The organism is Metallosphaera sedula DSM 5348, assembly GCF_000016605.1.
GTDB lineage: Archaea > Thermoproteota > Thermoprotei_A > Sulfolobales > Sulfolobaceae > Metallosphaera > Metallosphaera sedula.
Genome location: NC_009440.1, coordinates 1,182,250 through 1,195,309 on the forward strand (window position 1 = coordinate 1,182,250; position 13,060 = coordinate 1,195,309).

Annotated in this window: 13 protein-coding genes; 6 read left to right on the forward strand and 7 right to left on the reverse strand. The window is 48.2% G+C overall.

Going from position 1 to position 13,060, the window contains the following annotated elements; genetic code table 11:
• Positions 1–138: 138 nt before the first annotated feature.
• A complete protein-coding gene (locus tag MSED_RS06135; protein ID WP_048060073.1) occupies positions 139–702 on the forward strand; it encodes a hypothetical protein in 564 nt (187 codons plus the stop codon).
• A 180-nt stretch (positions 703–882) separates the two neighbouring features.
• Here the strand turns inward: MSED_RS06135 and MSED_RS06140 are convergent, their stop codons facing one another.
• A complete protein-coding gene (locus MSED_RS06140) occupies positions 883–1,341 on the reverse strand; it encodes an Lrp/AsnC family transcriptional regulator (RefSeq protein ID WP_012021157.1) in 459 nt (152 codons plus the stop codon).
• 770 nt (positions 1,342–2,111) lie between these two features.
• Here MSED_RS06140 and MSED_RS06145 point away from each other — a divergent pair.
• Together MSED_RS06145 and MSED_RS06150 are read left to right on the forward strand one after the other, a co-directional pair.
• Positions 2,112–2,981 carry a sulfurtransferase gene (locus tag MSED_RS06145; RefSeq protein ID WP_012021158.1) on the forward strand — a complete coding sequence of 290 codons (870 nt, stop codon included), beginning with the start codon at positions 2,112–2,114 and terminating at the stop codon, positions 2,979–2,981.
• Positions 2,978–3,217 carry a hypothetical protein gene (locus MSED_RS06150; protein WP_012021159.1) on the forward strand — a complete coding sequence of 80 codons (240 nt, stop codon included), beginning with the start codon at positions 2,978–2,980 and terminating at the stop codon, positions 3,215–3,217. Before MSED_RS06145 ends, MSED_RS06150 begins: the two co-directional genes overlap by 4 nt.
• 35 nt (positions 3,218–3,252) lie before the next feature.
• Here MSED_RS06150 and MSED_RS06155 read toward each other — a convergent pair whose 3' ends face one another.
• The 4 genes from MSED_RS06155 to MSED_RS06170 all read right to left on the reverse strand — a co-directional run bounded on the left by MSED_RS06155 (position 3,253) and on the right by MSED_RS06170 (position 6,089).
• Entirely contained in the window at positions 3,253–4,251 is a 999-nt protein-coding gene (locus MSED_RS06155) for an alpha-ketoacid dehydrogenase subunit beta (RefSeq protein ID WP_012021160.1), read from the reverse strand.
• Positions 4,248–5,282: a thiamine pyrophosphate-dependent dehydrogenase E1 component subunit alpha gene (locus tag MSED_RS06160; RefSeq protein ID WP_012021161.1), complete on the reverse strand. Its 1,035-nt coding sequence runs from the start codon at positions 5,280–5,282 to the stop codon at positions 4,248–4,250. The genes MSED_RS06155 and MSED_RS06160 overlap by 4 nt, the downstream gene beginning before the upstream one ends.
• A 179-nt stretch (positions 5,283–5,461) precedes the next feature.
• Positions 5,462–5,869, reverse strand: coding sequence for a type II toxin-antitoxin system VapC family toxin (locus MSED_RS06165; RefSeq protein ID WP_012021162.1), 408 nt, complete (start codon positions 5,867–5,869; stop codon positions 5,462–5,464).
• The gene (locus MSED_RS06170; protein ID WP_012021163.1) at positions 5,853–6,089 is read right to left on the reverse strand and encodes a hypothetical protein; all 237 of its coding nucleotides are present in this window, start codon (positions 6,087–6,089) and stop codon (positions 5,853–5,855) included. The genes MSED_RS06165 and MSED_RS06170 overlap by 17 nt, the downstream gene beginning before the upstream one ends.
• Before the next feature lie 442 nt (positions 6,090–6,531).
• On the opposite strand from MSED_RS06170, the gene MSED_RS06175 reads away from it, so the two are divergent.
• Genes MSED_RS06175 through MSED_RS06185 form a run of 3 tightly spaced genes read left to right on the forward strand, consistent with a single transcriptional unit; the run spans position 6,532 to position 10,196 of the window.
• A complete protein-coding gene (locus tag MSED_RS06175) occupies positions 6,532–7,566 on the forward strand; it encodes a MaoC family dehydratase (protein WP_012021164.1) in 1,035 nt (344 codons plus the stop codon).
• A complete protein-coding gene (locus MSED_RS06180; RefSeq protein ID WP_012021165.1) occupies positions 7,554–9,005 on the forward strand; it encodes an acetyl-CoA hydrolase/transferase C-terminal domain-containing protein in 1,452 nt (483 codons plus the stop codon). The genes MSED_RS06175 and MSED_RS06180 overlap by 13 nt, the downstream gene beginning before the upstream one ends.
• A 9-nt stretch (positions 9,006–9,014) precedes the next feature.
• On the forward strand, positions 9,015–10,196 hold the full coding sequence (locus MSED_RS06185; protein ID WP_012021166.1) for an acyl-CoA dehydrogenase family protein: 1,182 nt from the start codon (positions 9,015–9,017) through the stop codon (positions 10,194–10,196).
• Here the strand turns inward: MSED_RS06185 and MSED_RS06190 are convergent.
• Positions 10,193–11,365 carry a metal-dependent hydrolase family protein gene (locus MSED_RS06190; RefSeq protein WP_012021167.1) on the reverse strand — a complete coding sequence of 391 codons (1,173 nt, stop codon included), beginning with the start codon at positions 11,363–11,365 and terminating at the stop codon, positions 10,193–10,195. The two genes, MSED_RS06185 and MSED_RS06190, sit on opposite strands and share 4 nt — an antisense overlap.
• Before the next feature lie 36 nt (positions 11,366–11,401).
• Positions 11,402–12,781, reverse strand: a complete 1,380-nt coding sequence (locus tag MSED_RS06195; RefSeq protein ID WP_012021168.1) for a 4-hydroxyphenylacetate 3-hydroxylase N-terminal domain-containing protein — start codon at positions 12,779–12,781, stop codon at positions 11,402–11,404.
• Positions 12,782–13,060 lie beyond the last annotated feature (279 nt).

The window sequence follows — 13,060 nt, forward strand, 5'->3', positions numbered from 1 at the left end:
ATCAAGTCTTCCCATGGAAAGGGAATGAATAATTTGCCTAGGATCAGGAAACACAACGACCCCGTGTCTACCCCTATCAATTTACAGAACGATAAAATTTTTATAAGGGTTATAGAAACTAACTATGGAGAAAATATCATGATAGTTTACTCTGTAGTTCCCATAATACATGTTCTTTTTGGTTCCCTATGGGTGGGCTCAACTATTTTCTTCGACTTGATTGTTATGAGGGCCCTAAATAGATTAAACAACCAAGTTAAGGGTCAAGTAATTAGCTCCATGATATCTTCAGGATTGCCGATAGCGTTTACCTTCTTTGCCCTATTGACAGTAATATTCGGCGGAATATTCGTGTACCTGTTTACAGGTGGAGATTGGAGCGTCTTGATTCAATCAAGTCCAGGGATATACCTGTTGGCAGGGGCATCCCTAGGACTACTTGTGTTCATTTTGGGTATGTATCTGGGTTCTCAAACAGGGAAATTAAATAGGATGGCTAAAAACATATCAATGGCGTCACAGGGCGTTGACAACACGAGAAGGGAATCTAACGAGGAGATAGATCCTCCATCTCAGGACATGGCTGACTTGACTAGGGATTTCCATAGAATATCTGAAAAAATTGAAAAGGTCTCAAAGGTTGAGCTGGGTCTCATGCTTATGACGGTAATTTTGATGATATTGTCCGCCTATCCTCCATAGGTCTCTATCTCTTATAGGGCATCCTATCTTCATGGGAACATTCACGTGACATCCTTTTTAACTGAGATTTTTGGAGTGTAATACTTGAATTCTCTCCGCACTAACCTGGTTTGATTTTAATTTGCACAGTAGACGCGTTGAGTCGATTACCTAACACTTAGGGAAAAATTCCTCTTAGGGTCAGAGCGAAAATGAGGGATCTGTTTTATACCTTTTTATCACCTTAGACGTCTCCACTGAGGTTATTCCCTCTATTTTATATAGCCTCTCTGAGATGAACGCATATGCCTCCTCTTCCTCCCTGAAGAGGGCATGTACATGGAGTCTTGGTCCACTATCTACACCATAAATTCTAATTACTGAGGGAAATTGTAGGATCTCCTTAACTACGCTCTCAATATATTTGGGGACTGAATCGATAATTAATATCATGGAGACCTTGAAGCCTAAGTTGATCCCATCTATTAGGGGATAGTAACCTAAGATAACCTTGTTATCTTCCAACTTTCTTATCCTATACCTCAGGGTGCTAGCAGGAATATCCAGCTCCTTCGAGAGATCTGAAAAAGTAAACCTAGCATTAGATCTCAGTTTATCTAGGATCCTCATGTCAACGTGGTCAAGTCTGTAACTAGGCATATTTCACTTTGTCATTTGATAAACGGGTATTAAAGTTTTACTTAGATATTTACAAATAGAAGGATAGAAAAATTAGTAATAACCACTGGAAAAATATAAATGCAAAAAGTTTTTCTAGTTGGTCAACAGATTTTGAGATGGAGTGTTTGTTACCTTCATAGATATTTCCCACAGAAATTGCGGAATCAACAATGTTTTATGATGATAATTCTCGGAAACGCAAACACAGGAAATTAAAAGGTTGCAATACACGGACTTTGCAACGTCATGATATGTTAATGAATTTTTTCTTGCGATAAGTAACGCAGAGGCATAGTTAGTGACAGGCCTTGGCATACCCTATTTGCCTTCCATCTTTTCTGTGAAAGTATGCAATGAGAGGTTCTTGATACTAAAAACACTGAACATTGAAGGTAAGATTTATATATAAAATTAATTTATCTTTAAAAAAGACTGGGATTTATCCATTCTTATATAATAATGGCCTGTCTATTACCATGGTATATTAAAAACTTTTAACTACAAATAGTATGTAGTATTAGTCAATTATTACTTTTCATTTCTATAAAGAAATTATATAAACTTGAACTCATTGAATTGTAATGATAAGGAAATCATACGTATGGTCACAATGGGTCACAATAACGACAAAACATGGGAGATCCTATGAATATTTTGGGTGTTCAATAAATATCTTCTAGTATTAGTGCAGTTTTTGCATAAATAAAATTATTTATTACTTTCTCTCTCGCATGTTATGTTAGGGATCCATGTCCAAATACGTTAACCAGGAAGTACTGGTGGATACCAAATACGTGCTGGATAACGTCGGAAACGAGAAGGTAAGGATAGTTGAAGTGGACTATGATCACTCCACAGCCTATGATGCATGGCATATACCAAACGCCATCCTAGTGAGGTGGAGGGAGGACTTGAGGCATCCCGAGATCAGGGACTTCATAACTCCGCAACAATTTGAGGACCTCATGAGTAGACTGGGAATATCCAACGATAGTACCGTGATTCTTTACGGCGACTACAACAACTGGTTCGCCACATATGCATTTTGGCTGTTTAAGGCATACGGACATCAGGACGTTAGATTGCTTAACGGTGGTAGGACAAAGTGGGCAAAATTGGGTCTTCCAACATCAAAGGATGTCCCAAGGTATCCAAAGACGGAATACAAGGTGAGCAAGGTAGATTGGGGAAGCCATAGGGTTCTAATGTGGGAAGTTCTTCAGAAGGTGAGTAGAGGAGAGACAGGTAAAATCGCTACGCTAATTGATGTTAGATCCCCCAAGGAGTACACAGGAGAAATCAAGGCACCGCCAGAGTACGCCGATGAACAAACGCAAGTAGGAGGTCATATTCCTGGGGCAATAAACATTCCCTGGGCCCAGGCAGTAAATCCAGATACGGGAGAGTTCAAAGCCTATGAGGAACTCCTCAGAATATACTCCAATGTACCGAAGGACAAGGAGATCATCACGTACTGCAGAATTGGCGAGAGAGCAGCCCATACTTGGTTCGTGTTGAAGTACCTTCTGGGATATCCAGCTGTCAGAGTTTATGATGGGTCCTCAGCTGAATGGAACAACGTGGTTGGAATACCTGTGAAAAAGGGAACTGAACCTTGAAGATATTGAGGGAACTTGAATTCAGGCGAGAGGAAATATGTGGGGCAAATAATCCCGTCAGAATCATTATAAACACGGTAAGGGAATTAGGAGATTGTGAAGGGATCAAGGTAAAGGTGAACGATTACGACTGGGTCTTGACTCTACGTAATTTGGCGGAAATACACGACTTCGAGGTAGAAGAAGGGAAAGAGGAAAACAATTTTTTGAATTTAATAGTATATAAACGATGTTAGGGTTGAACAAGTACTTTGTACCCTTTTTCCTGATTCTAGCTTACCATTTCCCTGATTTTGGCCTCTATTCTCGCCTCCCCTGGAATCACCTCCTTCTCTAGGGGCTCACTGAAGGGGATTGGAACATCAGGGACTGCCAATCTTTGGATCGGGGCCTTCAGATCCCTTAAGGCTCTGGACTGAACCCTGAACGTGACCTCGCCGGTCATCCCATAGCTCATGTAATCCTCGTCAAGGATGAGCAACCTACCAGTCTTCTTTACTGACCTAGAGAGTGTCTCCTCGTCCAGGGGGACTAGGGTCCTCAAATCCACAACCTCCACGGAAATTCCCTCCTTTCTCAACTTCTCTGCAACCCTCATTGCCCTGTGGACCATCAGTCCGGCAGATGCCACGGTCAGATCGCTCCCCTCCATCCTCACGGAGGCCTTCCCAAACTCCAGCTCATAGGGTTCCTCAGGAACCTCGTCCTCTCCTCCCTCATAGGGTAGAAAGGGTAACCCTGTGAGGAGTTTGTGACCAAATATGACCACAGGGTTAGGATCCCTCAACGCCCTAATGGTTAAACCCTTAGCGTCGTATGCGTTAGACGGAACCACAACCTTGAAACCTGGGACGTGAGCGAAGAGTCCATAAAGCACTTGAGAGTGTTGTTCCGCGTCTCCATAACCTCCTCCTATTGCTGTGATCACAGTTACCGGCATGGGGAATTGTCCGCCCGACATGTAGTGGTTCTTAGCCATATGGTTGTACATCTGATCAAACCCGGCCCCCAGAAAGTCTACGAACATGAGCGACACTACGGGATGAAGTCCCACTGAGGCCATTCCCACTGCCATTCCCATGAAAGTTTGCTCCGTGATAGGTGTGTCCACCACCCTCTTCCTGCCGAACTTGTCAAAGAGTCCCATGGTGAACCCGAAAACTGCGCCCCAGTAAGTCACGTCCTCCCCCAAGACGACGATGTCACTCCTCCTCTCCATCTCCTGAGATATTGCCTGGGCTATTGCCTGGGAAATTCCCTTCATTCTCATTTGAACACCCCCACTAGGGCTGTAGACGGTTCGGGATAGGGACTTTCCTCAGCGAACTTCAGAGCATCCTCAACCCTTTCCCTTGCCTTCCTTCTCTCATTCTCCAATCTCTCCTTCTCAACTCCTAGCTTGGTTAGCCTGTTACCTAGTCTAGTGATAGGGTCCATTACCCTCCACAACTCAACCTCATCCCTTTCCCTATACTCCTGTCCATCCCCTTCAAAATGTCCCCTAAACCTGTAGGTAACGGCCTCGATCAGGGAGGGACCACCTCCGCTTCTTGCCCTTTGAACGGCCTTTCTCGTAGCCAGATATACGTCAATCACGTCCATTCCGTCCACTAGGAAGGATGGCACATTCAGTGACATTGCCCTCTGGAAGTGATGGGGTGTAGCCAGGGCCACGCTCTTCGGGGTAGAATCAGCGTACATGTTATCCTCTATCACAACTATCAGCGGAAGTTCCCACAGGGAAGCGGCGTTCAAGGTCTCGTAAAAGGTTCCGTGATTTGCGGCCCCCTCTCCAGCAAAGGCCACGGCGACGTTGTCCTCCCCCCTGTACTTGAAGGCGAAGGCTGCACCTGCAGCCTGGGGAAATGATGCCCCAACAATCCCGCTACAGGAAAACCTCACCTCCTTGTCGAAAAGGTGCATATGTCCACCTTTCCCTCCACACAATCCCGTGCTCTTGCCAAATATCTCCGCCGCGAGCTTTCTGATATCAGTCCCCTTGGCTATTGCGTGATGGTGTGGCCTATGCGTGCTCACGACCACATCCTCTTTCCTCAAGTTGCCACCTACTCCGACCGCAACAGCCTCTTGACCGGAGGATAGGTGCATCTCACCCCTTATGGGGCCTGAGGCCATGTTAAAGGGATTCTTTCCCTCGTAGTACTTCGCCCCTATGGCCTCCTCAAACTCTCGAATCAAGTTCATTTGATAGTACATGTTCAAGAGTTGGTCTAGGGTAAAGTTAGCCGACTCGAGTAATCCCTTGAGGTCCTTAATCGTGGGTTCGGGTTTTAGAAACATGGGTATCACTGTCTTTTTCATTTAAGAGATTTAAAGATTCTCTTGTAATTTAGATTTTCATATTTAGTTAATTAAGTTGGTGGCATGAAGATAACCAGAATCAACATGTTTAGTTGATGCAACCCTTCTAGGTAAATTGAACGGGTTCGGTGAAGATGTTGGTGCGACCCGAAGAAGTCCTAGCCTGGGCAGGGAATCATTCTCTCTCCTTTCACGGCCGTGACTAGCTTCTGGTCTAAGGTTAACACATGACCGTCCACGCGATTTGCCAGGGCAACTAGTGACGCGTCGTACACCGTTATACTATACCTCAGGGAAATCTCGTAGGCCTCCCCCACAAATTCTCTGCCTTGATGAACTGGAAAGTTGGAGATGAGGTCCATACCCCTTTCCAGAACTAGCTCTGCGTCCTTGGGAGAGATCTCTCCCCTCACCACCCTCTTCCTCAAAACGTTCGTAAACTCGTAGTAGATCAGGTCCAAGAAATGGAGATCGTCGTGTTCCTCAAGTAATTTCCTAACGCACTCGCTACCCGTCTCCGGAAGGAACACGGAGACCAGGGCGGAGGTATCAACGATCAACCTCATCCCTATCCTCCCTCACAAGCGGGGACGAGGGGGACAGCACCCCGTACTTTGCCCTGAGTTCCTCCCTTATTTTATCTGCCTCCCTCAAGATTGCCCTCTTCTTCTCCCTCCTCACGACGTCCTCAAGGTACTGCCTAACCAGATCGGCGTAATCTATGCCCAGTCTTTCGAGGTCTTCTTTCAGCCTCTTGCTCACCCTTATGGAGATTGTGTCGCTCATTTCAACATGTACATGTTTTGCAAACCTTTAAGGTTTACTCTCTTGTAAACGGGAAAATTGTGACGTCGAGGGTATACCCCCTGGATCACGGATGGGCTTAAATCCCGATAAACTACCGTGCGGTTAAGCATGTTATACACGCCCTTCACCTTTCTGAACAGTTTTTGTTACGTTGTACATCAACTAACTCGGTATCAAAGGGGATTCTCAACGGGTGGAGGTGTAGGAGGAGTTCCCATGTGGTTTTCGCGTAAGCCTTTTCCGCTACGCTTTGTTACGCGTGATTTTTGGTGTCCTCGACTAGATCTTAACTGCCACAGTCAATTTTTTACTGATTATTAATCAACTCTAGTGTCCGGCTAGACTCAACCTGACCTAAGTTAGCTCGTCCTCGCAAACAGTTTTTAACTTACTTTTTCTCAAAGAATACGGTGATTTGGTAATGTTTGGGGGATTTGGCCCCTTCTTTGAGGACTTTGAGATAGGACAGGTCATAAGGCACAGACCTTGTAGAACCCTGGAGCAGTCAGATAACGTGCTTTGGTCTACGCTCACCCTGGATTACACTCCTCTCTACCTGGACAGCGTCTACGCGTCTTACACGGAGTATGGAAAGGTAATCGTGAACCCAAGGCTTGTCCACTCCACGGTAATAGGCCTTTCCACCAGGGACACCAGCATTAACACCCTGGCCTTTCTTGGGATTGACTACGAGGAAATGAGGAGGCCCATATATCCAGGGGACACCCTCTGCGTCGAGACCGAGGTCGTGGGGAAGAGGGAGTCCAAGAGGCCCAACGTAGGGGTGGTGAGCTGGGTGCATAGGGTCTTCAATCAGAGGGGTGAACCCGTGTATGAAATAAGGAGAAATAACCTAGTGTATAAGAGGTCTTACTCCCCATGGTTGAAGTTCCTTGAGGGTGGGGAGGCGAAGCCTGAAATCAACGTGCAGAAAGGGGAGAGAATAGGGCTAAACAAGGAGGAAAGGAGCCTGTCTCACCCAGGATGGGAGGGAAGATACCTCGAGGATTTCACACCTGGGGAGACGGTGATTCATCGCCTAGGTAGGACAGTATCCCAGTACGACAATCTGTTAACAACTGTGTTGTCCATGAATACCGCAACGCTCCACCTGGACGACGAGTACATGAAGTACCACGAATATGGAAAGCCTGTGGTTCAGGGCCCCTTCGTCGTTGGGGTTGGGACGGGAATTTCGTCCTTTGAACTTGGGGGGAACATCTCAGCCGACCGCGGTATCAGGGAACTCAAGTTGAGGGCTCCAGTTTTTGATGGAGACACTCTCCACGCCGTGAGTGAGGTGGTTGAGGTTCAACCTGGAAAGGAGAGCGGAAGGGTCACCCTGAGAACGAGGATTTACAAGAATAACCTCTCGGTAGAGGTGGCAACTTTCATCAGGGAAATCGAGGTTTTCAGGAGAGAGTCCTCCCCATGGGTGAAAATATGGAAAGGATAGCTTGCCGTGAACTGAGGTCGTTAGTCACGGACCCGATGGACGCAGTGAAGAGTCACCTTCCCAGACATGGGGTAATTGCCTTCGGTGGAATGTCCGGCTCCTCGGTTCCCAAGGAGTTTCCCAGGGCCATGGCCCAGCATCTGGAGGGAGAGAGTGGATACGCCTTAACCCTTTTCACGGGAGGAGCCACATCGGAGGAGTTCGAGAGGAACATCTCTAGGATAGGTCACGCATTTCGAAGAAGGTACCCTTTTCTCAGTGGAGGTGTGCATAGGGAACTTGTGAACAAAAACGAGCTCGAGTTCTTCGATTACGGTCTCCACAAGTTTAACAGAAAAATCAGATCAGGAGAACTGGGACCAATAGACCTCGCAGTAATTGAGGCAACTGCGATTCTCGAGGACTGCTCCGTGATACCCTCTCTCTCCCTGGACTCGTCTATCTCCTTTATTAGCGTCGCTAAGAAGGTGATCCTGGAAATCAATGAGAGTAAACCTGAATTGGAGGGCCTTCATGACATTTACTTGGGGGATAACGTATCACTCGCGAAGGTTTCCCAAAGGATTGGGGACACTAGGCTGACTGTACCCCCCTCAAGGATAGGGGCAATACTGGTCACTAGGGAGGAAGATGGATCTCCTGGAGCATATAAGTCTCCTGGAGACGTGGAGGCGAGGATCTCGGAGAACATCATGGAGTTCATGATGAACGAGATCAGAGAGGGCTTCTCCAGAGAACTATACGAACGGGGGGATTTCGTGATCCAACCTGGGGCTGGATCCCTCTCTAGCAAGCTCGCAGACGTGTTACCCCAGTCGGGTTTGACCCTAAGTGTGTGGGCTGAAACCCTACCCGCAAAGTGGGCCCTCATTCCTGAGGATAACGTGAAGTTCATTAGCTCCTCAGCCTTTTTTACCCTACGTGGAGAGGAGAACTTCCTTCGTAAATTCTTTGAAACCGGGGACTTCAGACGGATAGTGCTACGCGGACAGAACGTCACGAACAACCCCGAGGTGATTCAAAGGCTTAACCTGATGTCCATACTACAGGCAATCGAACTAGATATTTACGGTAATGCCAATATATCTCACATACACGGAAATATATATAATGGCGTCGGTGGGTCTGTGGACTTTGCCCCAAACGCTTACATTACCGTGATCGCACTACCCTCGGTCACGGGAGACGGTAAGATCTCTAGGATTGTCCCACTCACGACTCACGTAGACGTTCCAGAGCACTACGTGGATGTGGTGGTAACGGAACAGGGATATGCGGACTTAAGGGGAAAATCCCCCCACGAGAGGGCTGAGGAAATAATAAACAAGTGCGCTCACCCTAGGTTTAGGGACTCCCTTCTACAATATTATGGGAAGGTCAGGGAGATGGGACATGAGGCGCATGACCTGAGGCTGGCCCATGAACTGTTCGGTCTTTGAGGTGGACTCATGAATGAGATAACGTCTCTCCTAAACGTTGGGGAGGACGTGTCCCTTCTCCTCGAGTCCCTCAGGGAAATGATGGCCAAGTACCCGGAGAAATACTGGGGAGATCTCGATCTCAAGGAGGAGTTCCCCTCGTCCTTTCTACACGACTTCATGAGTCTAGGTTTCGGAAACGTTCTCTTTCCCAGGGAGTTTGGCGGTGGGGGGCTTGGGGTACTAGATGCCTCCCTACTCCTGAGGGAGATCAACTTGTTGGGGGGAAACGCCTATTTCGTTCACGGTCAATACTACAACGCGGTCCTCCTTAACAGGTGTGCCCAGGAATCGCTGAAGAGGAGGTATTACCCCGAGATCGTGGAGAACAACCTGAAGGTGCTTAGCCTTGCCCTCACTGAACCAGAAGTCGGCTCGGACACAACGAAGATTAAGACCACGGCACAGAAAGAGGGAAATCGCTTCCTGATCAACGGCCACAAGATCTTCATTTCCAGGGTTGATAAGACGGACTTCTTGATCGTGGTTGCGAGGACCGAACCCTACTCTCGAGAGAGGAAGTCCCATGGAATTACCATGTTCCTCGTGGACATGAGAGATTTGAGGGGAAGGATTGAGATGAGGAGGATAAGGACCATGGCCAACACTGACGCATACGAGCTATTCATAGAGAACCTCGAGGTTCCAGATACCAACGTGATAGGGGAGGTGGATCAAGGATTCCAATGCCTTCTATCCTGCCTGAACGCCGAGAGGATCATGATAGCATCTGAAATGATAGGAAATGCGGAGTATTTCCTAGAGAGGGGGACAGAATACGCTAGAACGAGAGAGGTGTTTGATAGACCCATTGGACAAAACCAGGGAGTACAGTTCCCGCTAGCCCAGGGCTTCGCTGACCTCGTAACGTCAGCTCTCGCCCTGAAATACGCAGGAGAGCTTTATGACTCCAACGCTGATAATAGGGTTGTTGGGACTTACGCCAACATTGCAAAGTACAAGGCAAGTGAGACCGCGTGGTTCCTTGGAAACGTGGTCATGGACGTGTTCGGTGGGCTTGGATATGCTAGGGACACTGGGATAGAGAGGAAATTGAGGGAGACCAGACTTTTCCTTGTTGCCCCTGTGTCCAGAAACCTGATACTTGCGGACCTGGCGCATAACGCCCTCAAGCTACCCAGATCCTTTTAGTCCTCCCTTCCTACTCCTCGATACATTTTCCCGTCCTTAACGACGTAAAGCACGTTCTCGGGCGAAAGGTTCTCCACGTTCTGGAGAGGATCATTCCTCAGAACCACGAGGTCTGCCAGATATCCCTTCTCTATCCTACCAGCCCTTATTCCCAGACACTCCGCCGCCACGGAAGTTGTTGATGCAAGAACTTCGTCGTTTCCCATGAACTGCGAGAGGAGGACCGCTTCCCTGTAATTTTTGCCATGTGGTCTAGCATCTGAACCCACGTAATCCGTCCCGGTGGCGATCTTAAGTCCCACGGACTTGGCTAACTTAACGTCTTCCTTCATATGCCTTGAGACCGCCTCTTCCCTGTATCTCCTTACCTCTGGGTTTGCCACGTGAAATGGGATCTCATACGTAGCTAGGGTAGGGATATAACATGTCCCCCTGTCTAACATCATGGATGCCGTGTCCTTATCGAGGCCAAGCCCGTGTTCAATGGTGTCCACTCCTGCCTCAACTGAGTTGAGGATTGCCTCCCTTCCATAGGCGTGGGACGCTACCTTAAGCCCAAACCTATGAGACTCCTCCACGATGGATTTCAGCTCGTATGGTCCCAGCCCTGGAAGGATCTTTCCGCCCTGGGAAAACGCTCCCGAGGCGTAGACCTTTATGACTCCAGCTCCCTGCCTCACGGCTAACCTCACGGCCTTCCTGCACTCATAGGGAGAATCACAATAGAAGGAGTACGACAGCTTTTGTGCCATCTCAAGGGGCAAATCCCGCGGATCGTCGTCTCCTCCCGTGATGGCCAAGGAGTAACCTGAGGCTATTACTCTAGGGCCTATGATCTCCCCAGATCTCTCCAGGTTGGAGAGCCTAGTTGCCACCTTACTTCCCAGATCCCTGACCGTTGTAAACCCTGACCTAAGAAGTCTCTCCATATCCCTGGTGCTCCTAATGGCCACGTCGATCTCGTTCACGAGGTTCCAAGACATTACGTTGTCCTCATGAACTCCGAAGAAGTGGAGGTGGGCATCAATCATTCCAGGGATGATGAAACCCTTCGTGGAGTCACTCTCCATCTTTCCCTCCTCGACCTCAACGATTTGATTACCCTCAACCAAGACTGTCCCCTCAATGAGTTTAGTCCCGTCGAAAATTTTACCGCTAAATTTTAACATGAGGGGAGATAAGACCCCTTGAATAAATCGTTTTCCTTAACGGTTTAGAAGGGATTTCACCAGTTTCTCAGAGTCCGAGAAGTCATATCCTCGGTATAACTCTATCTTGCTGGCCTCCATTGAGCCCTCCGCGTGAATCATGAGAGTTAGAATATACCCCGTGAAGTTACTGGATCCAAGCTCCTTCGCAATCTTCAACACCTGAGTCCTTTCTTTCCCATCCACGGCTCCCCTCAAGTACTTCATGATCTCCTCCCTTCCCTCCCCTGTCAGGTCCTCCTCTGAGGGCATCGTCGCGATTATCCCACCCGAGACATCTATGAGGTCCCTGACCACGTCGTGGAAGTGGGCGTTGGAGTAGAGCTTACCCACGTTGGTGAAGACTGGGTTCGGGATAGCCACCCCTTCCTCGATCACTGGAGACATGGCAGCCGACAGGGCTGTTGCCCTCATTACCTCCTTGTACATTATCATGTCCACTATGTCGTCCCTGACCTGCTTTTCGTTCTGAATTCCGTTAACGAAGGACGCAAGCCTTGCTGCCCCTAGGAAGAGATTGGCAGTTGCTACCCTGTACGAGAGGGCTGTGAACCTATGGAAGGTGGCGAAAAGTGTGGCGAGCTGACCCGCGAACTTGCTCTCCTGAAATAGGAACACCCTATCCCAGGGCACAAATACGTCATCGAAAACGGTTAAGGTCTCAAGCTCATAGTCCTGCCTGGAGAGGACTGCAGATGAGTTTCCCTCCAGTTCATCTATGGGTCTCACGTACATCCTGAGCCCTTGGGTGTTGGCTGGCACGGCAAACGCCACGGCATACTCCTTTTCCTCTTCGCGCATGGCCCTCGTGGGGATCACTATTATCTCATCTGAGACGGCAGCCTGTGTGGTGTGGGCCTTTGCTCCTCTAACCACTATACCGTCGCTTCTCACCTCCTTGACCCTCAGGTACATGTCGGGATCCCCCTGCTCCTTTGGTCTCTTGGACCTATCCCCCTTGACGTCCGTTTGGGCCGTCGCTATGGTAAGGTCCTTATCCCTCACGTGGGTTAGATAGTTCTCGACCCTTTTCGTGTAGTCCGTTCCCCTCTCCCTGTCCACTCTCCTCGAGGTAATAAGTAGCGCGAAAAGGGCGTCGCTACCAATCGCCTGGGATATGTTAAATATCCCGTTACAGTACATGGTGAGCCCGTATATCAGACCGTGTCTCTCCATGAGATCTTGACTGTTCCTTGGGACATGAAAGAACTTGCTTTTTCCTTCCTGGTCTACTCTTCCAGGATACTCAAACAACTTAGAGGCGTGAGAAACGGCTACCTTTATAATGGGATGCTCTGTGGGATCGATCAACTTTCCACGATAGAAAACCTTCCTCTTATCCCTTAACCCATTCACGAATTCCTCCTTGCTTCTCATGATTAATTTCTCTAAAACCCGACTAATAACTTTTCAAGTTGATGCGTGCTAAAGCTCACTATCCTGTCCAGTGTGACTTTTCGTGGAGCCTTCCCTAAAAACACCTGAAGAAAGTGGAACAGCCACGAGCTTTCCCAGGGCCTCTCACCAACTCAAGGTAGGTTCGCGGGAAGTCCCCATCTCGAATCTCGGTTTCATGGGATTCTGATCGTCAGGTTATATTCAGATACCAAGAACGTTACTCATCGATCCCAGTTGCCTCATGTTTAAAGAATTCAT

Coding starts and splice junctions, on each gene's coding strand:
- MSED_RS06135 (WP_048060073.1), top strand. CDS start 139: ATGATAGTTTACTCTGTAGTTCCCATAATACATGTTCTTTTTGGTTCC.
- MSED_RS06140 (WP_012021157.1), bottom strand. CDS start 1,341: ATGCCTAGTTACAGACTTGACCACGTTGACATGAGGATCCTAGATAAA.
- MSED_RS06145 (WP_012021158.1), top strand. CDS start 2,112: ATGTCCAAATACGTTAACCAGGAAGTACTGGTGGATACCAAATACGTG.
- MSED_RS06155 (WP_012021160.1), bottom strand. CDS start 4,251: ATGAGAATGAAGGGAATTTCCCAGGCAATAGCCCAGGCAATATCTCAG.
- MSED_RS06160 (WP_012021161.1), bottom strand. CDS start 5,282: ATGTTTCTAAAACCCGAACCCACGATTAAGGACCTCAAGGGATTACTC.
- MSED_RS06165 (WP_012021162.1), bottom strand. CDS start 5,869: ATGAGGTTGATCGTTGATACCTCCGCCCTGGTCTCCGTGTTCCTTCCG.
- MSED_RS06170 (WP_012021163.1), bottom strand. CDS start 6,089: ATGAGCGACACAATCTCCATAAGGGTGAGCAAGAGGCTGAAAGAAGAC.
- MSED_RS06175 (WP_012021164.1), top strand. CDS start 6,532: ATGTTTGGGGGATTTGGCCCCTTCTTTGAGGACTTTGAGATAGGACAG.
- MSED_RS06180 (WP_012021165.1), top strand. CDS start 7,554: ATGGAAAGGATAGCTTGCCGTGAACTGAGGTCGTTAGTCACGGACCCG.
- MSED_RS06185 (WP_012021166.1), top strand. CDS start 9,015: ATGAATGAGATAACGTCTCTCCTAAACGTTGGGGAGGACGTGTCCCTT.
- MSED_RS06190 (WP_012021167.1), bottom strand. CDS start 11,365: ATGTTAAAATTTAGCGGTAAAATTTTCGACGGGACTAAACTCATTGAG.
- MSED_RS06195 (WP_012021168.1), bottom strand. CDS start 12,781: ATGAGAAGCAAGGAGGAATTCGTGAATGGGTTAAGGGATAAGAGGAAG.